This window comes from Ensifer sesbaniae (genome assembly GCF_013283665.1).
In the GTDB taxonomy this organism is placed as follows: domain Bacteria; phylum Pseudomonadota; class Alphaproteobacteria; order Rhizobiales; family Rhizobiaceae; genus Ensifer; species Ensifer sesbaniae.
Map to the genome: position 1 here is coordinate 485,197 of NZ_JABEKU010000002.1, position 23,586 is coordinate 508,782.

Below are 23,586 nucleotides of genomic sequence, written 5' to 3' on the forward strand. Positions count from 1 at the left end.
TTGTCTCGCCCCGCAGACAGCGATTAAGGGTTGCGGGCGGCACAGCCGCCGCCTCGCAGACGTGTCGAGGTCAATCGGCGCTGTAGTCCTTGCCGTACCATTTGGTGGTAAAGCTCGCGAGCGTACCGTCCTTCTTCATCTCTGCGATGACGTCGCCGATCTTTTTCGTCCACTCCGGATCGGTCTTTTCCGCGATCACAACGAGCGGCTCCTTGAACGCGTATTCGCCTTCAAGCACCTTGAGCGGATACCCGTTCTTGATCGCATTCAGTGCGGTCTGTTCCGGCGCGATGACAGCATCGAGGCGCACACCATTGCCGAGGCGCAGGTCGTCAAAGGGAAGCATGGAGTCGGCGAAGGTGCGGATTTCGCCCGGTTCCAGCTTGTATTCGATCGGCGGCAGCCCCGGAGCATCGATTTCCAACTGCCGGCGTATGAAGTCTTCCGACGTCGTGGCGGTTTCAACGCCCACGATCTTGCCGTTCAGGTCGGCGATCGACTTCGCCTCGCTGTCCTTGTGCAGCACGTAGACATAGGGGCTGTGGTAGTAGATGCCGGCAAAATCGATGACCTGGGCGCGCGCCTTGGTGGGGGTGACGGAGCCAACGCCGACGTCATAACGCCCCTGCCAGCGGCCGCCGGTCAACGTGGCCCAGTCCGGCGTCTCGAAGCTGACCTCGACGCCGAGGCGCTTGCCGATCTCCCGGGAGACGTCGATGTCGAAGCCCACCAGCTGGTTGCTGTCGTCGAGATAGCTCTGCGGCGGCCACCCGCTGTTGGTGGCAACCACCATGGCCTTCTTGCTCATGACCCGGTCGAGCGTCTCGCCTGCCTGTGCGGCTGTGGCAAGCGCCAGCGCGGCAGCGCCGACGGCGAGCTTTAGAACCAGTTTCCTCACGCGATCCTCCTGTTTGAACGTCAGCAATGGTTCCCAATTATGTAAGATGTCTGACAACATAAGTTAGAAAAGATCGATAAAGATGAGTCAAGGGCGGAAGCACGCTCACTCCATGAAACGAAGTGATGGGACCATGCGTCTGCGTGATGAATGAGCCAACGAAGCGCGTTCCAGCACCGAGGTGCGGTCATGCCGGCAGCAAGCACCGGACCACCGCCATTTCCGACTTCGGCCATGCGTGCAAAAGCCATCGACCTCGCCGAGCCGATTGAAGCCTTCGGCGAAACCTGACAGGAATACGTCCGGGAGGACGGTCCATGTATTACGCGATCTTGGCTTATCATACGGCAGGTGTGGTCGAATCGTGGAGCAAGGAGGAGGACGCGGCCTTGATGTCCGACCTGCTCCAGGTTCACGATCGCTTCGTTCAACAGAAATCCTTTGGCCCGGCCGCGCGGCTCGGCCCCGTGGAAGGCGCGGTGACGCTGAGGGGCAAGGGCGAAGGCATCGTCACCGACGGCCCTTTCGCCGAAACCAAGGAGCAGCTCTTGGGCCTTTACGTCGTGGACTTCCCGACGATCGAGGCAGCCATCGCGGCAGCGCGCGAGTTGCGACGCAGTAATCCGACGGCGATCTACGAGATCCGGCCGATTGCGCTCTATATTCCCGGAACGACTTTGGAACCCGGCCCGTAGCGCCGCCAGGCTTTCTGGCCTCCGGCCTTAAAACTGCATGTCTCCTCTAATCGACCTCGATTTAAGGACAAAGACATGCAGTAAATCAAAGTGCTACAGCGCCGAGTAGACTTCGCGGCAGCGCGCGACACGGGGAAAGTCGCCGCATTTCCTTCACCAGCCACAACCTGCCCGGCATCGTGGCATCGGCGGCTTGCCGCACTTGCAGTCAACATCGCCCGCTTCGGCAGCTCCATGCGGACCAAGCCGAAGCGCCCATTTGAGCCTCGGCCTTCTTGCGCGGAACAAATGGATTTGCCTCGCCGTTGGGCTTTGAACCGGCCGGCAGACATGCGCAGAAACAGAACAGGAAGACTCCTATGGCCCGCACGATCAAAGCTGAGAAGGCCCAGAAGATTAACCTCATGTTGAGCCAGGCCGTCACGGCGATGCGCGTTAACGAAAGGTTGCTATGCGAATTATTGCGGTGGACTGCCGACCATAGCGATGATCCCAAGCGGTTCATCCAAGATGTCTTGGAGAAAGCTGGAAACGATCTGACACGAGCCGGCAGGGACGACAGTATGACCTCTTTGATCGCGACGCATGAAGCGCTCGAATATCTTCATCATCTCGCCGCGGAGATCCATGAGACGGGGACGAACGGCCCCGCGGCCGAAAATGTCGGTGAGGTGCAAGCGCCATCTCCCAGCTACCCACGTTCCGCCTCCATGACTTAGACCGTCGCCTGGCTCATGAGCCTGCATTGAAGGGTGCGAGCGGCATCGAGGGTTCATGAGCGGCCGTCCGGAACGCACGAAGACTCGCGATCCGGAACAAACCTCAAGTTTGAAGGTTCGGTCGGCGTTAAAAGGGAGACCGCGATGAAAGAACCACGTACGGGCAGGCCCGGTACGACGGACCAGTCACCACGTTGGGAAGGGCCTAAGGAAACGCGACCTCGCGGCTATTTGCCGCCGACCGACGATCCCGAGGAGGACCGGGATGCCGTTGGTGAGAACCTGAAGGACCCGCACCGCGGCAAACTGTCGGATGCGGGTAAGACCAAGGGTGATTGAGACGGACAGGAGATGAAACTCGTCTGTTAACGGCCGACGCTCGAGCTGACTTCCTCGGAGACAGTGACTGAGTCCGATAGCTTCCCTGGCGCGTTAATGAGAGCATCGACCTACGGAGAACACGGAGTGAATCACTTTCTCTTTCAGATGGCTGATTTTCTATCTCGTCCTCCCGGCTTTTATTTCGTGATTCTGGCGATGGCTGGCAGCACCGCCCTGGTGCCTTTCGGCCTCACAGACGTCGTCACCTATGCTCTGTCGGTCGCAGCGATCGTGATCACCAGCGTCGTTCTGATCCAAGGCTATCGCGACACGGCGGCAATCCACGCCAAGCTCGACGAAATCATCGTATCAATGCATGAAACCCGAAACGGGGTGGTCGGCCTCGAGCATGAACAGCCGGAGCACATCACGGCAGCGGTCGAGCAACTCGAAGCGGAAGCTGACGAGCAAGACGGAGCCACTCACCAGGCTCCCGTGTGAGGGACTTCGCGTATGCACCAGCGGCACTTGTGCAGCTTCGCGCCTTGGCACCCTCGTGCGGTGGCGACGATTGTATGATCCGGGAGGGATTCCCGCCAGGCTGTGAACTGTAACAGAACTTACAACAAACTGACATTTCGCTTTCATGAAGCGCCGATATGGCAGGTGTCATACCGATGACCGGTCTCCCCGCGAGAGGACCTGCTAGAAATGTTTCAGTTGAAGAGTGTAACCCGCCAATTCGGCAAGAAGACAGCCGTGAGTTCGGTTACCTTCGACATCCCCCAGGGTCAGATGGTCGGCGTGATCGGCCGCTCGGGCGCCGGCAAGTCGACCCTCCTGCGCATGATCAATCGTCTCGCCGATTTGTCGTCGGGCTCGATCGTCTATGACGGTACCGAAGTCTCGTCGCTACGCGGTGCAGCACTTCGCAACTGGCAGCGCGACTGCGCGATGATCTTCCAACAATTCAACCTGGTGCCGCGCCTCGACGTGCTCACCAACGTCCTGCTCGGCCGCCTCAATCACCGCTCGACGGTCTTGAGCATCCTCAACATGTTCACCCGCGAAGAACGCATCATGGCGATCGGCGCGCTCGAACGCCTTGGCATCGAGCAGACTGCGCTCCAGCCCGCAGGCACGCTCTCCGGCGGCCAGCAGCAGCGTGTCGCGATCGCTCGCGCCCTCATGCAGCAGCCGAAGGTGCTGCTCGCCGACGAGCCGATCGCCTCGCTCGATCCGCTGAATGCCAAGATCGTCATGGATGCGCTTCGCGACATCAACGAGCGTGACGGCATCACGGTCATCACCAACCTTCATACGCTCGATACCGCGCGCAATTATTGCGAACGTATCATCGGCATGGCGCACGGCCGCGTCGTCTTCGACGGCCAACCCAAGGATCTGACCGCGGCAGCGGTTGCCGAAATCTATGGCGCCGATACGGGCATCGAGGAATCGATGACCTCCACCAGCATCAACATTCCGGCGGCCGAGCCGCAGGAAGAAACGGCATCGGCCGGCCTCAAGCCGCTGGCACTGGCCGGCATCTGAGCCCGCCAGGATCGAAAGCCCGCGTCAAGGGCACCTCTTTGAAACCGAATAGGATCCGGCCGAGCCGGACATACGGGAGAACCTTATGCTGAAGAAAGCTCTTCTGGGCGCCGTCGCGCTCCTCGCCCTCGTCGGCCACGCTCAGGCCGAAGACCTCAAGGAATTCCGCATCGGCATCCTCGGCGGCGAGAACGAAGCTGACCGCCTGCGCAACTTCCAGTGCCTCGTCGACAAGCTGCCGGCCGCCATCGGCGTCGAGAAGGTCTCGCTGTTCCCGGCCGCCGACTATGACGGCGTCATCCAGGGCCTGCTCGGCGGCACGCTCGACTACGCCGAACTCGGCGCTTCCGGCTACGCCAAGGTCTACCTCGCCAAGGCTGACGCCGTCGAGCCGATCCTGACGACCGTCCAGACCGACGGTTCGACCGGCTACCACTCGATCATGGTTGCCCGCAAGGATTCCGGCATCACCAAGCTCGAAGACCTGAAGGGCAAGAAGCTCGGCTTTGCCGATCCGGACTCCACCTCGGGTTACCTCGTTCCGCTCGTCACCCTGCCGGAAGCGATCGGCGCTCCGGTCAAAGAATTCTTCGGTGAGACCGGCTTCGGCGGCGGTCACGAAAACCTCGTTCTCGAAGTCGTCAAGGGCACCTTCGATGCCGGCACGACCTTCGGCTCGGGCGTTGGCGAATTCAAGGACGGCTACACCTCCGGCAACCTGAAGAAGATGGTCGACAAGGGCATCCTCGACATGAACGACCTCGTCGAGCTCTGGAAGTCGCCGCTGATCCCGAACGGCCCGATCGTTGTCCGCACCTCGATGAACGACGACATGAAGGCAAAGTTCAAGCAGTTCATGATGGACCTGCCGAAGACCGACGCCGCTTGCTTCTCGGCCATCCAGGGCGGTGATTTCACCGGCTACACCGAAGTCAACTCCGACTTCTACAAGCCGATCATCGACGCCCGCAAGGCGACAATCGGCGGCTGATAGGCCGCATCTCCCGGGAACGCTGGCCGCCCAAACGGCCAGCGTTTCACTGTTTGAAGGGGTGTCCGGCACCTGTCCCGACTGCATGTCTCCGCGGCGCGCTGCAGAGCATGTCTATCGCTTATCACGCATTTCCCGACGGAAAGCCGCTTCGCACTTTCCAGGAAATGCCTAAGAGGCCGGTGTAAGCCGGAATGATCATGGCAACTTCCCTGCTCCCGCGGCATCTGAGCGAGAACGGCGCCGTCATAGAGCGCCATTGGCAGGAACTCAGTTCCCGCCGCCGTCTCTATTCCTGGCTCGGCTTCGCCCTTCTCTTCCTGACGCTCTCGGGTTCGCTCTGGTTCGCCAACGATTCCAACGCCGGCAAGTTCTTCGATCGCCTGCCGCATTTCTTCGACTTCGTCGGCGATCTCGCACCGCGTGACGGCCTGGAAATCTTCCGCGCCATGTTCGACCTGCCCTCGCCCTATGACGACGGCAGCTTCAAGTACAACTACCCCGAAGGCCGGCTGTACCTGACCGACAGCTTCTACATCCCCGAATATTTCCACAAGATGCTGGAGACCGTGAACATCGCGATCTTCTCGACAGTCATCGGCACGGCGCTCGGCTTCGTGCTCTGCTTCCTTGCCGCGCGCAACCTGATGCCCAGTCCGTGGATACGCGGCGCCGTTCGCCGCTTCATGGAAATCCTGCGCGCCTTCCCGGAAGTGGTGATTGCCGGCTTCTTCCTGGCGATCCTCTCGCTCGGGCCCATTCCCGCGATCGCCGCGGTCTCGATCCACACGATCGGCGCGCTCGGCAAGCTTTTTTACGAAGTGGTCGAAAACGCCGACATGAAACCGGACGAAAGCCTGCGTGCCACAGGCGGCAACTGGATCGAGCGCGTCTGGTTCGGCATGGTGCCGCAGGTGCTGCCCAACTTTACCAGCTATTTCCTGCTGCGGCTCGAAATCAACGTGCGCGCCTCGACCATCATCGGCGCCGTTGGTGGCGGCGGCATCGGTGAGCTTTTGCGCCTTTCGATCGGCCAGGGTCATCAGGCCAAGACGCTGGCCATCGTCATTCTGCTGTTCGCGACCATTTTCGCCGTCGACCAGTTTTCCGCTTGGCTTCGCCGCCGCCTCGTCGGCGAGCAGGCATTCCAGCTTGCCCAATAGGTGCGCGCCATGACCACGACCACACGACTGAGCCCGATGGAGATGGATGCGATCGCGACCCGCCATCCCGAGCTCCTGAAATCCTCGACCTCCAATCGGGTACGCACGGCAGCGATCGCCGGCGGCGTCATCGTTTATCTCGTCTTCAGCTGGTGGTTCTTTTCGATCGGCCAGGTGCTCGGCAACGCGAATTGGGGCATTGCCGGCACCTATCTCGCCGACTGGGTTTCTTACGAAGTGCGTCCGCAAATCCACATCGCTTCCGACCGGACGATGAGCCTCAACTATCAGCGCAATTCGCCGCTTGGCCCCAATCCCAAGCCAGACTGGGTGGAACTCGACAAGGAGACGATGACGCGGCGCGTTGAAATCCCGGCGTCGACGACGCAGGTGGCCAAGCCGAAAGCAAGCTCGTCCTTCAGCTTTATGGCGCCGGGCTCGGCCCTTGGCCGCGGCTCAACAGCCGAGGCGCAGAACCGCGTCGAAACCCGCACGGAAGAGGTGCTGACGCGCGTCGTCGTGACCTACGACCGCTCGACCAAGATCGAGATCGCCGACGGTCTGGTGAAGGCGACCCATGGCGGCGAGACGCTGACGATGGCCGTCGACGGCACGGACACGGTGACACCGCAAGGCGCTTTGCCGTCCTGGGCGACGCAGAAGCGTCCCGGCGAAAAGATCGTCCTAGCCTTTGGCGCCACCGGCTGGGCCGAAGTCGAAGGCGACGAGGTCTCGGTGCGCAATCGGTTCTTCGGTTGGGCGAATTTCCTCTTCGACACCAACTCGCCCTTCTTCGGCAGGAGCTATGGCGAGGTCGCCTCGCTGATCACCTCCGGCGAGCGCATCGATCCGGCCCGCCCGAACCTTTCGCTTGCCTGGAACAACATTCTCTACAATGCCGAATGGCAGCACCTGGACGTCTGGACGAAGCTCCTACAGACCATCGTCATTGCCTTCGTCGGCACGCTCTTTGCGTCGCTGATCGCCTTCCCGCTCTGCTTCCTGGCCGCCCGCAACATCACGCCGAACTTCATGGCCAACCAGTTGGCCAAGCGCTTCTTCGACTTCCTGCGGTCGGTCGACATGTTCATCTGGGCGCTGTTCTTCACTCGCGCCTTCGGCCCCGGACCGCTTGCCGGTATCTCGGCGATCTTCTTCACCGACACCGGCACGCTGGGCAAGCTTTACTCCGAGGCGCTGGAGAACATCGACGACAAGCAGCGCGAGGGCGTCAAGTCGGTGGGTGCCGCGCCGCTTGCCGTACAGCGCTTCGGCGTGCTGCCGCAGGTGCTGCCGGTCTTTGCCAGCCAGGCGCTCTATTTCTGGGAATCGAACACCCGTTCGGCGACCATCATCGGCGCTGTCGGCGCGGGCGGTATCGGTCTCAAGCTCTGGGAAGCGATGCGCACCAATTCCGATTGGGAAAATGTCGCCTACATGGTGCTTCTGATCTTGCTGGTTGTCTTTATTTTCGACAGCATCTCGAACGCGTGCCGTTCGCGCCTGATGGGGCGCAAGGCACATTGACGACAAGCGAGCATTGCGCGCCCGCCATCATGATGTTGTCATGGAAATCGGTTAGCTGCGCATCGCATCCCGCAAACACTCGACCCGCCGCCCTGGCGGGCCGGTCGCTACAAGAAAGTGAAGACCGTGCGTTATGCAATCTACTTCGCGCCGCCGGCAGACGACCGGCTGTCGCAGGTCGCGTCCCGTTGGCTCGGCCGTGATGCCTTTACCGGCCAGGCCCTCGATACCCCGCCGGTCGCTGGCCTCGACAAGGACACGCAGCGCGCACTGACAGCCGACCCGCGCCGCTACGGTTTCCATGGCACGCTGAAGGCTCCGTTCGAGCTTGCGGAAGGCCGCGACGAGGACGAATTGCTCAACATCTTCGAATGCTTTGCAGCCGACCTCGATCCCTTCGAAATCCCTGAAATCGCCCTCTACCAGCTCGGTCCGTTCTTTGCCCTGGTGCCGTCCGTCCCTTGCGCCGAACTGCAGGATCTGGCCGAAGATGCCGTTCACCGCTTCGACCCGTTCCGTGCCCCCCTTTCGGAGGCGGACTTTGCCCGGCGCAAGCCGGAGAGCCTTCCGGAGCGCCAAAGGCGCTACCTGAGGGAATGGGGCTATCCCTATGTATTCGAAGAATTTCAGTTCCATCTGACTTTGACCGGTCCCGTGCCCGGCGAGACGAGCAGCGTCATGCGCTCGGCACTGGAAACCACCTTTGCCGAGCACATCGGAAAGCCGCTTCACGTTACGTCAGTCGCGCTCTTCGTCGAACCGGAGCGCGGCGCCCCCTTTACTGTCCGCTTGCTGCTGCCGCTCGGCAGCGACACCCAACGAAAGATTGCATGAGATGAGCAAAGAACAGGTTCTAACCAATGCCCGCATCGTTCTGGAGGACAGTGTCCTCGACGGTTCGGTGCTGATCCGCGACGGCAAGATTGCCGATATTTCCGAGGGAACGGTCGCCGGCGGCGAGGACTTCGAAGGCGACTATCTGATCCCCGGCCTCATTGAACTGCACACCGATCACCTCGAAGCGCACTATTCGCCGCGCCCGGGCGTACGCTGGCTGAAGATCGCGGCGATTCAGGCGCATGACGCGCAGGTCGTCACCTCCGGCATCACCACGGTGTTCGACTGCCTGCGTCTAGGTTCCGACGAAGACGGCGGCTTCCAGAAGGGCGAGATGCGCAGCATGGCCGATGCCCTGGCGCAGGCCAAGGAAGAAGGCCGGTTGCGCGCCGATCACCTGATCCATCTGCGCTGCGAAGTGTCGACCTCCGACGTGCTCGACCACTACGAGGACTTCCAGAACGATCCGCAGGTCAAGCTCGTCTCGCTGATGGACCATGCGCCCGGTCAGCGCCAGTTCCAGACGATGGACCAGTACACGCTCTACTACAAATCCAAGCGCGGCCTTTCGGACGAGGAATTCGCCCGTTTCGTCGAGCGTCAGCAGGCGCTTTCGGCAAAATACGCCGGCCCGCACCGTACCGCGCTTGCCCAGGCCTGCGCCGCCCGCGGCATCACTATCGCCAGCCATGACGACGCAACCGTCGGCCATGTCGAGGAATCGATCGGCTTCGGTATCAAGCTTGCCGAATTCCCGACGAGCTTCGAAGCGGCGGAAGCTTCGCACCGCGCGGGCTTGAGCGTGCTCATGGGCGCCCCGAACATCGTGCGCGGCAAGTCGCACTCGGGCAACATCGCTGCACGTGACCTTGCAGAGCGTGGTGTCCTCGACGTGCTGTCGTCGGACTACGTGCCCTTCAGCCTGATCCATGCGCCGTTCGTCCTTTCCGACGAAATCGAGGCGATCGACCTGCCGAAGGCAATCGCGATGGTGACCTCGACGCCGGCACGCACCGTTGGTCTTAACGACCGCGGCCGCGTCGCGGTCGGCCTGCGTGCCGATGTCGCCCGCGTCCACCGCAAGGAAGGCATTCCGGTCGTGCGTTCCGTCTGGCGCGAAGGACGGCGTGTCGCATGAGCGCGCGCGAACGAGGTGGCGCGCTCGTCGTCGTCGTCGGACCGAGCGGCGCCGGCAAGGACAGCGTCATGGGCTTTGCCGCCCGGCACTTTGCCGACTGTCACGACGTGCACTTCGTCCGCCGCGTCATCACGCGCCCTTCGGATGCCGGCAGCGAGGTGCATGAAAGCGTCTCGGAAGACGAATTCGCCGGCATGCAGAAGGACGGCGCCTTCGCCGTCTCCTGGGACGCGCATGGGCTGAAATACGGCATCCCCTCCGCGGTACTCCAAAATGTCAGGAACGGCACCACGGCAATCGTCAACGGCAGCCGTGGTGCCTTGCCTGCGTTCCGGGAAGCCTTCGGAGAGATTGCCGTCGTGGTGATCACGGCGGAAACGCCGGTGCTCGCGACGCGCCTTGCCGAGCGCGGCCGCGAGAGCGAAGAAGAGGTATTGCGGCGGCTCAGTCGCCAGGCCCCCGATGTCACATCGGGCCCCGGTGTCAGCGTCATCGACAACAGCGGCAGGCTTGAAGTCGCCGGCAATCGCTTCGTCGAGGTCGTGGAACGGCTGCGCATCAAGGCGGATCACGCCGCTTAGCGTGATCCATTCTTTGCCGCATCAGGGCTTCGACTCACGGACACTCTCGCGCTTATCCTTTCGTAAACATAAGCGGCGGCCCCGAACCTCAGGTTCGGGGCCTTTCTTTTTTTGCGCTCATGAAACCCGACTCCGGGAAAAAACTCCCAAGAAATCAGATGTCTAAAGCCGTCTGCTCAGATGTCTCATCGCTTTGAGGCGAACCGATCGCCCTTTCCTTTTCCTCCAGACCGCCAATTTTCCTCTTGTGGAGCGAATTAATATGTATATACATTATATCCAGTGGAGGCGACCTTATGAACCAACTCTCGACCCGCAAGCAGGCATCCGGCATCTGGCGCAACGTGCGTCTGGTGACGCTCGGCGAAAGCGTCGACGGACTTGATGTCATCGAGGATGCCGCGGTTGCGGTCGTCGATGGTCGTATCGTCTATGCTGGTGCTGAGCGTGATCTTCCTGCAGACTTCGCGCGCAGCCTTGAGGCCACCGACTGCAAGGGGCGCGTCATGACGCCCGCCCTCATCGATTGCCACACCCATCTCGTCCACGGCGGCAACCGCGCCCGCGAATTCCAGATGCGGCTCGAAGGAGCGACCTATGAGGAGATCGCACGTGCCGGCGGCGGCATCGTCTCCTCGGTGAAGGCGACCAATGCGCTGACGGTGGATCAACTGGTCGAGAGCGCCCTGCCGCGCCTCGACACGCTTCTTTCCGAAGGTGTCTCGACCGTCGAAATCAAGTCCGGTTACGGGCTTAATGTGGCTGCCGAGCTCAACATGTTGCGCGCGGCGCGCAAGCTCGAAACTCTCCGCCCGGTGCGTATCGTCACCAGCTACCTCGCCGCGCATGCGACGCCGGCCGACTACAAGGGCCGCAATGGCGACTATATCTCCGACGTGGTGCTGCCCGGGCTCGACGCGGCCCACGCCGAAGGGCTGGTCGACGCTGTCGACGGCTTCTGCGAGGGCATTGCCTTTTCGACCGCGGAAATCGCCCGGGTCTTCGACCGCGCCAGGGCGCTCGGCCTGCCGGTGAAGCTCCATGCCGAGCAGCTCTCCAATCTCGGCGGCGCCAAGCTTGCGGCCTCTTACGGCGCGCTTTCGGCCGACCATCTGGAATATCTCGACGCCGAAGGTGCCGCAGCTCTTGCCAAGGCGGGGACCGTCGCGGTGCTGCTGCCTGGCGCCTTCTATGCACTGCGCGAAGAGCGCCTGCCGCCGGTGCAGGCGCTGCGCGACGCCGGCGCGCCTATCGCAATCGCTACCGACTGCAACCCCGGCACCTCGCCGCTGACCTCGTTGCTCCTCACCATGAATATGTCGGCGACCTTCTTCCGGCTGACGGTTGCAGAGTGCCTTGCCGGTGCGACGCGCGAAGCCGCACGCGCCCTCGGCCTGCTCACTGAGACCGGCACGATCGAGGTCGGCAAGTCAGCCGATCTCGCGATTTGGAACATCGAGGATCCCGCCGAACTCGTCTACCGCATCGGTTTCAACCCGCTTCATGAACGCATCTTCAGAGGGCAAAGGACTGGTCAATGACCATTATTCTACATCCGGGCTCCGTGCCCCTTCGTGACCTCGAAACCATCTACTGGACCGGTGAACCCGCCCGTCTCGACCCATCCTTTGACGCCGGTATTGAGAAGGCCGCACGCCGCATCGCCGACATCGTCGCCGGCAACGCGCCGGTCTACGGCATCAACACCGGCTTCGGCAAACTGGCTTCGATCAAGATCGACAGCGCCGACGTCGCGACGCTGCAGCGCAACCTGATCCTGTCGCATTGCTGCGGCGTCGGCGAGCCGCTCGCCGAAAACGTCGTGCGCCTCATCCTGTCGCTGAAGCTCGTCTCGCTCGGTCGCGGCGCCTCCGGCGTTCGCCTCGAACTCGTGCGGCTGATCGAAGCCATGCTCGAAAAGGGTGTGATCCCCGCCATTCCCGAAAAGGGATCGGTCGGCGCCTCCGGCGACCTCGCGCCGCTCGCCCATATGGCGGCAGTGATGATGGGCCATGGCGAAGCCTTCTTCGAGGGACGCCGCATGTCGGGCGCCGAAGCGCTTTCCGCCGCGGGCCTGACGCCCGTCGTGCTTGCGGCCAAGGAAGGCCTGGCGCTGATCAACGGCACCCAGACGTCGACGGCGCTGGCACTCGCCGGTCTCTTCCGCACGCACCGCGCCGCGCAGGCCGCGCTGATCACCGGCGCCCTGTCGACCGATGCGGCGATGGGATCCTCCGCGCCCTTCCATCCCGACATTCACACGCTGCGCGGCCATCGTGGCCAGATCGACACGGCCGCAGCCCTGCGTGCACTTCTTGCCGGCTCGGCCATCCGCGAAAGCCATATCGAAGGCGACGAGCGCGTGCAGGATCCCTATTGCATCCGTTGCCAGCCGCAGGTCGATGGCGCTTGCCTCGATCTCTTGCGCTCCGTTGCCCGCACGCTCGAGACCGAAGCCAACGCCGTCACCGACAATCCGCTGGTGCTCTCGGACAATTCCGTCGTCTCCGGCGGCAACTTCCACGCCGAACCGGTCGCCTTCGCCGCCGACCAGATCGCGCTCGCCGTCTGCGAGATCGGCGCGATCTCGCAGCGCCGCATCGCGCTGCTCGTCGACCCTGCCCTTTCCTATGGCCTGCCGGCCTTCCTCGCGAAGAAACCGGGCCTCAACTCCGGCCTGATGATCGCCGAGGTCACCTCCGCCGCGCTGATGTCGGAAAACAAGCAGCTCTCGCATCCGGCCTCGGTCGACTCGACGCCAACGTCGGCCAACCAGGAAGACCACGTTTCCATGGCCTGCCATGGTGCTCGCCGCCTGCTGCTGATGACCGAAAACCTCTTCTCGATCGTCGGCATCGAAGCGCTGACGGCCGTCCAGGGCGTGGAATTCCGCGCGCCGCTCACGACGAGCCCGGAACTTCAGAAGGCCGCCGCCGCACTTCGCGCCGTCTCGCCGACGATTGAAGAAGACCGCTATATGGCCACCGACCTCAAGGCAGCCGGCGGCCTCATCGCTTCCGGTCGCCTGAACGCCGCGGTCTCCGCCGGCATCCTTCCCAGCCTGGAGGCGTGAGATGGCGGTTTTCGAAGTCAAAAGGGGAAACTCACCGGTCATCCTCGGATTTCCGCACACGGGCACTGACGTGCCGGGTGCGATCTGGGATCGGCTCAACGACAACGGTCGGATCTTGGCCGATACCGATTGGCACATCCACCAGCTCTATGATGGTCTGCTGCCGGAGGTGACCGTCGTTCGCGCCACCTTCCACCGCTACGTGATCGACGCCAACCGCGATCCCGCCGGCGTCAGCCTCTATCCCGGCCAGAACACGACCGGCCTCATCCCGGAAACGGATTTCGACGGCAAGCCGATCTGGAAGGATGGCGAGGCGCCAACCGAAGCCGATATCGCCGAACGTCTGCGGACGTTCCACGCGCCCTATCACGCAGCACTCGCCGCCGAGATCGAACGTATCAAGGCAATCCACGGCGTCGTCGTGCTCTATGACTGCCATTCGATCCGCTCGCATATCCCGTTCCTCTTCGAAGGAAAGCTGCCGGATCTCAACATCGGCACCGACATGGGCAAGACCTGCGCGCCGGAGATCGAGAAGGCGACTGCCGATATCGCTGCTGCGGCAGAGGGTTACACCAGTATTCTCAACGGCCGCTTCAAGGGTGGATGGACCACCCGCCACTATGGCCGGCCGGAAACCGGCGTGCATGCGATCCAGATGGAGCTCGCGCAATCGACCCATCTCGCCGCAGAAGAGCCGCCCTTCGCGCTCGACGCCGCCCGTAGCGCGCGGCTGCGCGAACCACTGAAAGCCATCCTCAACCGCATCGAAACCATCGCATTTGACCTCAAGACACAGACAGGGAGCGAGGCATGACCATGAACAATCCGCGCCACAACATTCGCGACGTGCGCGCCCCCCAGGGCACAACGCTCAATGCTAAGAGCTGGCTGACCGAAGCGCCGCTGCGCATGCTGATGAACAACCTCGACCCGAACGTTGCGGAAAACCCGCACGAACTGGTCGTCTATGGCGGCATCGGCCGGGCGGCGCGCACCTGGGCCGATTTCGACAAGATCGTCGAGACACTCAAGGACCTCAACGACGATGAGACGCTGATGGTGCAGTCCGGCAAGCCGGTCGGTGTTTTCCGCACCCACAAGGACGCCCCGCGCGTGCTGATCGCCAACTCGAACCTCGTGCCGCATTGGGCGACCTGGGATCACTTCAACGAGCTGGATAAGAAAGGTCTCGCCATGTACGGGCAGATGACCGCCGGCTCCTGGATCTACATCGGCACGCAGGGCATCGTTCAGGGCACCTACGAGACCTTCGTGGAGGCCGGCCGCCAGCACTATGGCGACAACCTTAAGGGCAAGTGGGTGCTGACCGGCGGCCTTGGCGGCATGGGTGGTGCCCAGCCGCTCGCCGCCGTCATGGCCGGCGCCTCGTGCCTGGCCGTCGAGTGCAATCCGGACTCGATCGATTTCCGTCTGCGCACCCGCTACCTCGACGAGAAGGCCGAATCACTGGACGAGGCGATGGAGATGATCGCGCGCTGGACCAAGAATGGCGAAGCGAAGTCCGTCGGCCTGCTCGGCAACACCGCCGAGATCCTGCCGGAAATGGTCCGCCGCGGCATCCGTCCCGACATGGTCACCGACCAGACCTCGGCACATGACCCGGTCAACGGCTATCTGCCGAAGGGCTGGACGATGGGCCAGTGGAAGGAAAAGCGCGTCAGCGATCCGAAGGCGGTCGAAAAGGCTGCGCGCGCTTCGATGCGCGATCATGTCGAAGCGATGATTGCCTTCCAGGACATGGGCATTCCGACCTTCGACTACGGCAACAACATCCGCCAGATGGCCAAGGAAGAAGGTCTCGAAAACGCCTTCGCCTTCCCGGGCTTCGTTCCGGCCTATATCCGTCCGCTCTTCTGCCGCGGCATCGGTCCGTTCCGCTGGGCGGCCCTGTCAGGCGATCCGGAAGACATCTACAAGACCGACGCCAAGGTCAAGGAACTGCTGCCCGACAACAAGCACCTGCACAACTGGCTTGACATGGCCCGCGAGCGCATCTCCTTCCAGGGCCTGCCGGCACGCATCTGCTGGGTCGGCCTCGGCGATCGCCACCGCCTCGGCCTCGCCTTCAACGAAATGGTCAAGAACGGCGAACTGAAGGCTCCCGTCGTCATCGGCCGCGACCATCTCGACTCGGGCTCGGTCGCCTCGCCGAACCGCGAGACCGAAGCGATGAAGGACGGCTCGGACGCCGTCTCCGACTGGCCGTTGCTCAATGCCCTGCTCAACACCGCATCGGGTGCCACCTGGGTGTCGCTGCATCATGGCGGCGGCGTCGGCATGGGCTTCTCGCAACATTCAGGCGTCGTCATCTGCGCCGACGGCACGGACGATGCGGCCAAGCGACTTGAGCGCGTGCTCTGGAACGATCCGGCAACCGGCGTCATGCGCCATGCCGATGCGGGCTACGACATTGCCCTTGATTGCGCCAAGGAGAAGGGCCTGCGCCTGCCCGGCATCCTCGGCAACTGATGTTGTCTTCGGGGCGCCTCACGGCGCCCCGAACGTTCTTGGATGAGATGAGCTTTTGCCGTCAAGCACCAGCAGCAATACCAGCCCGGCAAATCCCCCGACACCGCCGAGCAGTGCGGTCCCTGAATAGTCGCTGATCCGGGTACCGAGCGCAAAGAGCCCGGCACAAAGCCCGCCGCTCAAGAAAAGGTTCACGGCGATCAGTGAGCTTCCAAGTCCCGGCCGGTCGGCAATCAGGTCTTGAAGATAGCTGATCGGAATGGTGATCAGCGCCGCGGCACCGAAGGCGCTGATGAGCGTGAGCGCGTAGATTTGCCATGTGGCAGCGGAAAAACCGAGCAGCAGCATGTAGCCGATATAGATGGCGCTCCCTAGCGCCAGCGCCTTGAAGGGGACGAGGCTCAACTGAATGCGCGCCCAGACGAAGATGAAGACGACTTCCAGGAAGGCGACGATACCGACGATGATGCCGATATCGGTGACGCTTCCGCCGATTTCGTCGGTCATGATCAGAGGCAGCACCGCGGCATTGACATGCAGCGTCGAGGTGACCGTCGCAACGGCAATCACCCGCAGAAAGATGCGCGGCGTCAGGATTTCCCGGAACGATGTCCAGTAGGACAGCCGCTTGCCGAGCGACGGATCGACGCCGCCCTCATTGGGGAGCGAAAAGAAAACGATCAGCAGGTTGACGGTGCAGCCAAGACAGGCAAGCAGATAGGCAGGCAACATGCTCTCTCCGCCCGCCAGCGCAAAGCCCACCAGTCCCGGCACCAGCACCCAGGCAAGCGAGATGGCGGCACGCGCGCCCGTCGTCAGGGATGCCGCATCATGCCCACTCATCCGCCGTGCGATGCTGCGCACATTGGCGAAGAGAAGCGTATAGAGTGAGCCGTAGATCGGCAGCAGCAAAAGGACGCTGATGACGAAACTCATCTGGTGCGGCAGCAGATAGACGATGCCATAGCCGACGACGCCGAAGAGGATCGCCGTTGACATCAGCACCCGGTAGTTGCCGACTCGATCGGCAAGAATGCCGATCGAAACGCTGACGATGACATTGACCGTCGAAGCGAGAAGGATCAGCAACGAATAGACGGCGTCGCTAAGCCCCAACTCGTTGATGCCGACGACCGACTGGTAGGGCGAGGTTGCTGCCCCCGCAAAGCCGAACAGGAAGATAGCCAGCATGCTGATCCGCATGGCCGGGTTGCGCATGGCGCCGAGAATGGTGGAAGTCATACCAGAACGTGTTCGCGAAGCGGGTGGAGGGCGCTGCAAAATTCCTTAAATCGGCATCGATTCAAGGACAATCATACAGCAACTTGAAGTATCGCTGCGACCTTGGCGCGTCTTCAGAAGACGCGCGGCGCTGCAGCAGAAAGCCTACCCAAGATTCAGGTAGGAACAATGCGGATAGCGCGACCTCAGTCGTCGCTCGACCAACGGGCCGAGAACCGCGCAGCCGGCTCGAAGGCAAAGTCCTGATCGAAGGGGTAGGCCGGCCGCTGGCGGCGGAGGCTTGCCAGACCGGCGATACCCTGATTGACGACGCCTTCGGTCAGGGCCATCAGATTGGGGTTGGCGATCGGCGCCAGTTCCGGCGACAGGTAACCCGACTTGACGACCAGCAACCGCACGGCGTGGGGATCGAGCCCCAGCCGACGGAAGTCCGCGATATCGTGATAGGGCCTGCGGCGCGCGGCAATGACGATATCGATCGCGCCGACACGCACCACCGCCTGCCGCTCCCTCTGAGCACCCGGATCGTCGAGCCTGACGACCTCCACCAGCATCTCGGCGCTTGGGCTTGCCGGGTCGAGGCTTCCGCCGATCTTGAGCATCAGCGTTTCGCCAACACCCGCGTCGAAACAGGCCTCGACAGCGGGCCGGTCGGTGATGCCGGCAATCAAGGCGCCGCGCCAGTTGCGTACAAGCAGCGCCTTCAGTACATCGGCACGGTCGCCGACGCCGCCGCCGGTCGGGTTGTCGCCGGAGTCGGCGAGGATGATCGGCGTTGTCGTCGCCCGCTCGGCGATGTCGAGCATCTCGTCGAGCGATCCCGTCACCGGACCGAAACGGAAGTTGTTCCGCTCCGCCCAGTAGCCAGCGGCGATCTCTTCGACCGCTTGCTTGGCCGCGGCTCTATCCGTCGCGGTGACGACTGCGCAGGCGGTAGCCCGCGGCTCATCGGCCCAGACGTAACCGACCATCAGGTTCGCGTCGAGGATCCCCCGCCGCTTGTCGATCTCTGGCAGCTGCGCATAAAGCGACTTCGCCGGCTCGTCCTCGGTCGAGGTGCATTCGCCGGGCAGCAACACCGGAACCGGCGCCCAGGCGATACCCGGGCGCGTTCCGTCTTTGAGGGCCGAGACGAGCATCGACCAGGCACGGGTCATGGTTTCCGGCGTGTCGATATGCGGCGCGGTGCGGTAGGCGGCGAAGATATCGAGCTGATCGATGATCTTCTGGCTGACATTACCGTGCAGGTCATAGCTCGCCGCGATCGGGCAATCGGGGCCGACGACGGCACGGGCGGCCGAGATCCAGTCGCCTTCTGCATCGTCCATGCCGTCGACCTTGATCGCGCCATGCATGGCGAGATAGAGGCCGTCGATCGGCAGAGCGTCGTTGAGCTTTTCGAGGAACTCCGCCTTGAACGCCTCATAGGTCGGGCGCGATACGGGTCCGCCCGGCACGGCGCGCGCATGCAAGAGCGGCAAATGCTCGACGCCTTCGGCTTTCATGAAGCTGAAATAGTCCACATCGAGCAACGCCTGCCCGCGCAGGACACGGAAATCCTCCTCCGTCATCAGAACCGGTGAATAGGTGCTGCACTCGGTGTGGATGCCACCAACGGCGATGCGCATGGATTTTCCTCTCAGAGGTTCGGGCTGAGCGGCGCGATTGCCGCGAAACGCAGCCAATCCTTCGCCGACTTGGGTGTCCAGGCCGCTTCGGCGATCGCCGGAAGCCGCGGGAAGACCAAACGGTTGAAGTAGCCGCGCGAGAGGAAGTGCTCGCACCAGATGCAAGCCTGGACGCCCTTGAGGCGCGGCTTCAACTCCTCGGGGAATTCACCCTCGGCCTCATAGCCGTAGGTATGGGCGGGCGTTGCCGTACCAGCCCAGCTCGCACCGGGCTCCTGCCACGCGTCGGCCTGCGCCATGTCGAGGTAATAGGCCTGTCCGGGCGTCATCACCACGTCATAACCTTCGCGCGCGAGCTCGATGCCGACCTCCGGCCGCTCCCAGGCCATCAGCAGCGTATCTTCGGTCGAGACACCGCCGCCATGCGCCACCTCGTTCCAGCCGGCGAGCTTGCGGCCACGCGCCGTCAGCATCTGTTTCACCCGTTTCAGGAAATAGGACTGCAGCGCGAAGGTACCGGAAATGCCCTCCTGCTCCATTAGCTTCTTGGCAAGGGGCGAAGCAAGCCACGAGCCATTCGCCACTTCGTCGCCGCCGATATGGATGTACGCACTCGGGAAGAGCTCGACCATCTCGTCGAAGACCTTCTCGAGGAAATCGTAGGTGAAGGCGACGGCCGGATTGAGCGCATTGTTCGGATAGCCCTGGACCGAGTGGTAGCTCTCCGGCGCCTCCTGGCCATCGGTCAGATCCGGAAGCGCAACGAGCGTCGCCGTACTGTGTCCGGGAATGTCGATTTCCGGAACGACATCGATGTGGAGCGACGTTGCCTGCGCGACGATCGTCTTGACGTCCGCCTGGCTGTAGAAGCCTCCCACGGGCTCTGCACCATTGCCGAGCTGCGGCAAGAGCGGTTCATCGGGGCCACGCAGAACGCCGAGCGTCGTCAGCTCCGGAAACGCCTTGATCTCCAGGCGCCACGCCTCATCATCCGTCAGATGCCAGTGGAAGATGTTGAGCTTGAACCAGGCGAGGATATCGATCAGCCGCGCCACGTCCGCAGTCGGGTAGAATTGTCGAGAGACATCGAGGTGGCAGCCGCGCCAGCCGTAGCGCGGTGCATCCGAGATCGTGCCGCTCGCCGGGAAGCGGAACTTGCCGGGATGATTGCGCGCGCCGTGCAGAAGTTGGGCAAGGCTCGTCAGGCCGTATTGGCGGCCGGCGCTGCCGCCGTAACTCAGGCGAATGTCGGTTTCGGAGAAGTCGAGACGATAGGCCTCTGCCGCCAGACCGGCATCCGCGATGAAGACGATCGGCCGCCCATGCCGCGACGCAGCGAGGCTGAAGGGTGCATGGTTCTCGGGAAACAGTCGGTGGAAGAGCGACAGGACGGTATCGAGCGCAGCAATGTCGCCTTGCCCGGTGCCTGTGGCCGGATAGAGAACGACCGGAAAACCTGTTCCGGCACGAAGCTCGAGTGTCGCCGGCCAGGGTTGAAGCGCATAGGGTTGGTCGAGTTTGCCTTCCGGCAGCCGAACCGGCGGCGGCTCACTGACGGCGTTTTCAAGAAGCAAATCCGATACCGCGACCGGGACATGTCGGCCGTCGGCAAGCGTCAGATAGGCGGACTTGGCGCCATCGGTGCAATGGCGCGCATGGCGATGCAGGCCGCTGACGGTGAAGGTCCAGCTTTCGCCGTTGTCGATCGTCAGCCCCTCCGGCGGCGCAAACTCGTGAAAATTGGCGTTGCGGCGCAGGAAGACGGCATTGCCGCAAGCCTCGGGATCGATGACGCGCGTCAACGACGTATAGACGATGCTGAAGCCGGAAAGTGGCGCACCGGAGACATTAAACAGCGTGAAGGTGAACTGGCCGAACGGCCCGCCATCCGGCTGCCAGGACGCCTCGAGACGATAGGAAACCGGGTGCATCTTCTTCCTCCCAAATGCAATGTCAGTAATGGCTTGATTGCGAAAACGTGCGCGCCAGCTCCGCCTGACCGGCGGTAAGGCCGCAATCGACTGGCAGGCAGACGCCCGTAATGGCCGCGGCGAGTGGTCCCGCGAGAAACTGCACGGCATTGGCGACATCGTCGGGATTGACGATGCGCTGCAGCGGATACCAGCGACGTGCCTCCTCGAAGACATCAGGGTTTGCCGCAGCCCTCGCCTCCCAGGCCTGAGTGCGCACGGTGCCGGGGGCAACCGCGTTCGAGCGGATGCCGAACTTGCCGTATTCCACCGCGATGAGCCGCGTCAGATGCAGGAGGCCGGCTTTTGCGGCGCTGTAGGCCGGGTGGCCGAAGACGTTCATGCCGTTGACCGAGGCGATGTTGACCACAGATCCATGGGTATTTTTCAACATGTCCTCGACGGCACGAAAGCACAGGAACGCGGCTTCGAGGTTCAGCGCGTTGTCCATGCGCCAGATCTCAGGCGTCGTATCATGCAGGCTAACGGCGCGGGCAGCACCCGCATTGTTGACGAGCGTGCGAACCGCTCCTCTCTTAACTGCCGTCGCCGCCATCGCCGCAACGCTCGTCGTGTCGGTCACGTCGCAAGCCATGGCCACGAAGCGTTCGTCATCGCCGAGCGCGCGTGCAGCCCGTTCGGCAGCGTCGGCATCGATGTCGACGAGCAAGATCACGTCGTGATCGTCGGAAAGCCGCCGGGCGATGGCCCGGCCAATATCGCCGGCCGCGCCGGTTACGATCGCGAGGGATTGCGTCATGCGCTGACCTTTCGCGGCGCGTCAGTCTCCGAGAAGCTGGCGATCGTCACCATCGCGGTGCGCCACCAGCTGCTGCTTGATGCGCCGAAGTGTGGTCGTCGCCTGGGCTTGCACCCGATAGGCGACGAGGCTGGAGAGGATGTCGAGCAGCGCCAGATAGGCGATGCGGGTGGAGGTGGGACGATAAATATTGTTGCCTTCTGGCAGGTCGACCGGCACCGTGATGCTGGCCGCGTCCGCCACCGGACTGCCACTCTGCGTCAAAGCAATGGTCGGCACCTTCAACTCGCGCGCCAGCGTGAAGGCACGCACCAGTTCGGCATTGCGGCCGGAAAAGGACGAGCCGATCATCACATCGCTCGTCCGGGCGGCCGCCGTCATCATCAACTGCATGCTGTGGTCGGAACTGGAGGTGATGCGCAAGCCGTAACGGAAGAGCCGGTTCTGCAGTTCGCCGGCGATCATCGAGGAATTGCCGCCGGAACCAAAGGCGTAGATCATTTCCGCCGCAGCGATCCGCTCGACCGCCTGCTCGATCGCCGCAAGGTCGAGTGAGCGATGCAGCAGAAACAGCGCATTCTGCGCCTTGGTGATGATGTCCTGGGCGACATCGCCGGTCTCGCGGCTCTTCGGCTCGGGCTTCAGGTAGCGCATGCCGATATAGGCTGTGCGGGCGAGCTGCACCTTGAAGTCTGAAAAGCTGTCGCAGCCGAGCCGGCGACAGAAGCGGGTGACGGTCGGCGGCGACACGTCTGCCTTGCTCGCCAGCTCGATGATCGAGGCGTTCACCGCAAACTCGAAGTCATTCAGGAGAATCTCGGCAATGCGGTTTTCCGATTGGGAGAGCCGCCCTTTTTCTTCCTGCAGTGTCGCGAAGATGTCCATCGCCCGGTTATGCCTTGCTTATGATCACGAATGGGAGCGGGATGCGGGCGGAAAACCGCATACACTTTTCCTCATCCCGCTCTAAGATCAGCCTTCCTTCGGCCTGTAGGCGACGCAGTCGATCTCGACCTTGCAATCGACCATCATCGCCGACTGGACGCAGGCCCGTGCCGGCGGATGAGCTCCGAAATACTCCTGGTAGATCTTGTTGAATGTCCAGAAATCCCTGGGATCGTCGAGCCAGACGCCGCAACGAACCACATGCTCGGGACCGTAGCCGGCTTCGGTCAGGATTGCCAGTACGTTGGCGATGGTCTTGTGGGTTTGCGGGATAATCCCGCCCTCGATGATCTCGCCGTTTTCCATGGCAACCTGGCCGGAAACATAAAGCCAGCCGTCCGCTTCCACCGCGCGTGCGAAGGGCAAGGGTTTACCGCCAGCGCCGACCTGTTCCGCACCATAGCGCTTGATCGTCATCATCAGCCTTCTTGCAAATTATTTTCTTTGATCGTTGACAAGTGACCATAGAAAGCTGAATTTGGCTAGTGAAAAACGCCATTCATGAAAAGAATTTCAATCCAGGGCGCAAATATGCGGGATCCTTTCCTCAATCCATTCCCCTCCTCCGACACTGCACGCCATTCGATCTGGGAGATGCTCGTCTCTCGCGATATCGACGCCTTTCTCGCGGCCGACTGGTCGATGGTCGCGGACGACTTCGTCGAGGAGGGCTTCATCGGCATCGACGGTCGTCGCGAGACCAACCCTGACAATTGGCGGCTGAACTTCCCGTCGCTCGCCGCCTATCGTGACGAGTGGCTGCGCCAGGCGGAAGACTTCGCCGGCCAGAGCTTTGCCGAGGATCCACGCACCGCGATCTTCACGACGACGACGCTCGAGGACATCGAGATCAACGGCGACCAGGCGCTGGCACGCAAGAAGTTCGATGGCAGCCTGAAGAAGACAGATGGCAGCGTCGACATCCTGAAATGGCAGACGGTCTACTACTGCCGCCTGCATCAGGGACGCTGGAAGATCGCCGGCTTCACCGGCTACCTGCCGAACCCGATGGGTCCGGCCTAAAGATCGACGCGACAGAAAAGGCAAA

The 23,586-nt window shown here is 62.5% G+C and carries 23 protein-coding genes; 16 read left to right on the top strand and 7 right to left on the bottom strand.

The genetic code is table 11. From position 1 onward, the window contains the following. Positions 1-70 precede the first annotated feature (70 nt). Positions 71-898 carry a transporter substrate-binding domain-containing protein gene (locus BHMPCIPO_RS20045; protein WP_173518593.1) on the bottom strand — a complete coding sequence of 276 codons (828 nt, stop codon included), beginning with the start codon at positions 896-898 and terminating at the stop codon, positions 71-73. Between the two features lie 317 nt (positions 899-1,215). Here BHMPCIPO_RS20045 and BHMPCIPO_RS20050 point away from each other — a divergent pair, with 317 nt between their 5' ends. The 15 genes from BHMPCIPO_RS20050 (at position 1,216) to hutU (ending at position 15,993) form a co-directional block, all read left to right on the top strand. After that, complete coding sequence (locus BHMPCIPO_RS20050; RefSeq protein ID WP_173518594.1) at positions 1,216-1,593, top strand: YciI family protein; 378 nt, start codon at positions 1,216-1,218, stop codon at positions 1,591-1,593. 359 nt (positions 1,594-1,952) lie between these two features. After that, positions 1,953-2,312: a hypothetical protein gene (locus BHMPCIPO_RS20055; RefSeq protein ID WP_173518595.1), complete on the top strand. Its 360-nt coding sequence runs from the start codon at positions 1,953-1,955 to the stop codon at positions 2,310-2,312. A gap of 144 nt (positions 2,313-2,456) precedes the next feature. Then, positions 2,457-2,651, top strand: a complete 195-nt coding sequence (locus tag BHMPCIPO_RS20060; protein ID WP_173518596.1) for a hypothetical protein — start codon at positions 2,457-2,459, stop codon at positions 2,649-2,651. 126 nt (positions 2,652-2,777) lie between these two features. Then, on the top strand, positions 2,778-3,134 hold the full coding sequence (locus tag BHMPCIPO_RS20065) for a low affinity iron permease family protein (RefSeq protein WP_173518597.1): 357 nt from the start codon (positions 2,778-2,780) through the stop codon (positions 3,132-3,134). A gap of 210 nt (positions 3,135-3,344) precedes the next feature. Beyond that, positions 3,345-4,187, top strand: coding sequence for a phosphonate ABC transporter ATP-binding protein (phnC, locus tag BHMPCIPO_RS20070; RefSeq protein ID WP_173518598.1), 843 nt, complete (start codon positions 3,345-3,347; stop codon positions 4,185-4,187). An 85-nt stretch (positions 4,188-4,272) separates the two neighbouring features. Continuing rightward, entirely contained in the window at positions 4,273-5,178 is a 906-nt protein-coding gene (phnD, locus tag BHMPCIPO_RS20075) for a phosphonate ABC transporter substrate-binding protein (protein WP_173518599.1), read from the top strand. Positions 5,179-5,378: 200 nt separating this feature from the next. Continuing rightward, positions 5,379-6,341: a phosphonate ABC transporter, permease protein PhnE gene (gene phnE / locus BHMPCIPO_RS20080; protein ID WP_173518600.1), complete on the top strand. Its 963-nt coding sequence runs from the start codon at positions 5,379-5,381 to the stop codon at positions 6,339-6,341. 9 nt (positions 6,342-6,350) lie between these two features. Then, on the top strand, positions 6,351-7,868 hold the full coding sequence (phnE, locus tag BHMPCIPO_RS20085; protein ID WP_173518601.1) for a phosphonate ABC transporter, permease protein PhnE: 1,518 nt from the start codon (positions 6,351-6,353) through the stop codon (positions 7,866-7,868). Between the two features lie 126 nt (positions 7,869-7,994). Beyond that, positions 7,995-8,702 carry a DUF1045 domain-containing protein gene (locus BHMPCIPO_RS20090; RefSeq protein ID WP_173518602.1) on the top strand — a complete coding sequence of 236 codons (708 nt, stop codon included), beginning with the start codon at positions 7,995-7,997 and terminating at the stop codon, positions 8,700-8,702. Between the two features lies 1 nt (position 8,703). After that, positions 8,704-9,843, top strand: a complete 1,140-nt coding sequence (locus BHMPCIPO_RS20095; RefSeq protein WP_173518603.1) for an alpha-D-ribose 1-methylphosphonate 5-triphosphate diphosphatase — start codon at positions 8,704-8,706, stop codon at positions 9,841-9,843. Continuing rightward, positions 9,840-10,424, top strand: coding sequence for a phosphonate metabolism protein/1,5-bisphosphokinase (PRPP-forming) PhnN (gene phnN, locus BHMPCIPO_RS20100; protein WP_173518604.1), 585 nt, complete (start codon positions 9,840-9,842; stop codon positions 10,422-10,424). The genes BHMPCIPO_RS20095 and phnN overlap by 4 nt, the downstream gene beginning before the upstream one ends. A gap of 296 nt (positions 10,425-10,720) precedes the next feature. Then, the gene (gene hutI / locus BHMPCIPO_RS20105) at positions 10,721-11,965 is read left to right on the top strand and encodes an imidazolonepropionase (protein WP_173518605.1); all 1,245 of its coding nucleotides are present in this window, start codon (positions 10,721-10,723) and stop codon (positions 11,963-11,965) included. Then, a complete protein-coding gene (hutH, locus tag BHMPCIPO_RS20110) occupies positions 11,962-13,497 on the top strand; it encodes a histidine ammonia-lyase (protein ID WP_173518606.1) in 1,536 nt (511 codons plus the stop codon). Before hutI ends, hutH begins: the two co-directional genes overlap by 4 nt. Position 13,498: 1 nt before the next feature. After that, positions 13,499-14,317, top strand: a complete 819-nt coding sequence (gene hutG, locus BHMPCIPO_RS20115) for an N-formylglutamate deformylase (protein ID WP_173518607.1) — start codon at positions 13,499-13,501, stop codon at positions 14,315-14,317. A gap of 2 nt (positions 14,318-14,319) precedes the next feature. Further along, on the top strand, positions 14,320-15,993 hold the full coding sequence (gene hutU, locus BHMPCIPO_RS20120; RefSeq protein WP_173520110.1) for a urocanate hydratase: 1,674 nt from the start codon (positions 14,320-14,322) through the stop codon (positions 15,991-15,993). 18 nt (positions 15,994-16,011) lie between these two features. Here the strand turns inward: hutU and BHMPCIPO_RS20125 are convergent, their stop codons facing one another. The 6 genes from BHMPCIPO_RS20125 to BHMPCIPO_RS20150 form a co-directional block, all read right to left on the bottom strand. Next, positions 16,012-17,235: an MFS transporter gene (locus BHMPCIPO_RS20125; RefSeq protein ID WP_173518608.1), complete on the bottom strand. Its 1,224-nt coding sequence runs from the start codon at positions 17,233-17,235 to the stop codon at positions 16,012-16,014. A gap of 185 nt (positions 17,236-17,420) precedes the next feature. Continuing rightward, complete coding sequence (locus BHMPCIPO_RS20130; protein ID WP_173518609.1) at positions 17,421-18,863, bottom strand: M81 family metallopeptidase; 1,443 nt, start codon at positions 18,861-18,863, stop codon at positions 17,421-17,423. Between the two features lie 11 nt (positions 18,864-18,874). Continuing rightward, entirely contained in the window at positions 18,875-20,794 is a 1,920-nt protein-coding gene (locus BHMPCIPO_RS20135) for a beta-N-acetylhexosaminidase (RefSeq protein ID WP_173518610.1), read from the bottom strand. Positions 20,795-20,816: 22 nt separating this feature from the next. After that, positions 20,817-21,593, bottom strand: coding sequence for an SDR family oxidoreductase (locus BHMPCIPO_RS20140; RefSeq protein ID WP_173518611.1), 777 nt, complete (start codon positions 21,591-21,593; stop codon positions 20,817-20,819). 21 nt (positions 21,594-21,614) lie between these two features. After that, positions 21,615-22,478, bottom strand: coding sequence for a MurR/RpiR family transcriptional regulator (locus BHMPCIPO_RS20145; protein ID WP_173518612.1), 864 nt, complete (start codon positions 22,476-22,478; stop codon positions 21,615-21,617). An 87-nt stretch (positions 22,479-22,565) separates the two neighbouring features. Further along, positions 22,566-22,955 (bottom strand): RidA family protein, encoded by a 390-nt coding sequence (locus tag BHMPCIPO_RS20150; RefSeq protein WP_173518613.1) that lies wholly within the window; start codon positions 22,953-22,955, stop codon positions 22,566-22,568. Positions 22,956-23,069: 114 nt separating this feature from the next. Here BHMPCIPO_RS20150 and BHMPCIPO_RS20155 point away from each other — a divergent pair, with 114 nt between their 5' ends. Continuing rightward, positions 23,070-23,561, top strand: a complete 492-nt coding sequence (locus tag BHMPCIPO_RS20155; RefSeq protein ID WP_173518614.1) for a hypothetical protein — start codon at positions 23,070-23,072, stop codon at positions 23,559-23,561. The last annotated feature ends 25 nt before the right edge of the window (positions 23,562-23,586 follow it).

Excerpts from the sequence above, each read along its gene's own strand:
- BHMPCIPO_RS20140 (WP_173518611.1), bottom strand. The coding sequence starts at position 21,593 with ATGACGCAATCCCTCGCGATCGTAACCGGCGCGGCCGGCGATATTGGC.
- hutI (WP_173518605.1), top strand. The coding sequence starts at position 10,721 with ATGAACCAACTCTCGACCCGCAAGCAGGCATCCGGCATCTGGCGCAAC.
- BHMPCIPO_RS20095 (WP_173518603.1), top strand. The coding sequence starts at position 8,704 with ATGAGCAAAGAACAGGTTCTAACCAATGCCCGCATCGTTCTGGAGGAC.
- BHMPCIPO_RS20055 (WP_173518595.1), top strand. The coding sequence starts at position 1,953 with ATGGCCCGCACGATCAAAGCTGAGAAGGCCCAGAAGATTAACCTCATG.
- BHMPCIPO_RS20155 (WP_173518614.1), top strand. The coding sequence starts at position 23,070 with ATGCGGGATCCTTTCCTCAATCCATTCCCCTCCTCCGACACTGCACGC.
- BHMPCIPO_RS20145 (WP_173518612.1), bottom strand. The coding sequence starts at position 22,478 with ATGGACATCTTCGCGACACTGCAGGAAGAAAAAGGGCGGCTCTCCCAA.
- BHMPCIPO_RS20130 (WP_173518609.1), bottom strand. The coding sequence starts at position 18,863 with ATGCGCATCGCCGTTGGTGGCATCCACACCGAGTGCAGCACCTATTCA.
- BHMPCIPO_RS20050 (WP_173518594.1), top strand. The coding sequence starts at position 1,216 with ATGTATTACGCGATCTTGGCTTATCATACGGCAGGTGTGGTCGAATCG.
- hutU (WP_173520110.1), top strand. The coding sequence starts at position 14,320 with ATGAACAATCCGCGCCACAACATTCGCGACGTGCGCGCCCCCCAGGGC.
- phnE (WP_173518601.1), top strand. The coding sequence starts at position 6,351 with ATGACCACGACCACACGACTGAGCCCGATGGAGATGGATGCGATCGCG.
- phnD (WP_173518599.1), top strand. The coding sequence starts at position 4,273 with ATGCTGAAGAAAGCTCTTCTGGGCGCCGTCGCGCTCCTCGCCCTCGTC.
- BHMPCIPO_RS20150 (WP_173518613.1), bottom strand. The coding sequence starts at position 22,955 with ATGACGATCAAGCGCTATGGTGCGGAACAGGTCGGCGCTGGCGGTAAA.
- phnN (WP_173518604.1), top strand. The coding sequence starts at position 9,840 with ATGAGCGCGCGCGAACGAGGTGGCGCGCTCGTCGTCGTCGTCGGACCG.
- hutG (WP_173518607.1), top strand. The coding sequence starts at position 13,499 with ATGGCGGTTTTCGAAGTCAAAAGGGGAAACTCACCGGTCATCCTCGGA.
- BHMPCIPO_RS20060 (WP_173518596.1), top strand. The coding sequence starts at position 2,457 with ATGAAAGAACCACGTACGGGCAGGCCCGGTACGACGGACCAGTCACCA.
- phnE (WP_173518600.1), top strand. The coding sequence starts at position 5,379 with ATGGCAACTTCCCTGCTCCCGCGGCATCTGAGCGAGAACGGCGCCGTC.
- phnC (WP_173518598.1), top strand. The coding sequence starts at position 3,345 with ATGTTTCAGTTGAAGAGTGTAACCCGCCAATTCGGCAAGAAGACAGCC.
- BHMPCIPO_RS20125 (WP_173518608.1), bottom strand. The coding sequence starts at position 17,235 with ATGACTTCCACCATTCTCGGCGCCATGCGCAACCCGGCCATGCGGATC.
- BHMPCIPO_RS20135 (WP_173518610.1), bottom strand. The coding sequence starts at position 20,794 with ATGCACCCGGTTTCCTATCGTCTCGAGGCGTCCTGGCAGCCGGATGGC.
- hutH (WP_173518606.1), top strand. The coding sequence starts at position 11,962 with ATGACCATTATTCTACATCCGGGCTCCGTGCCCCTTCGTGACCTCGAA.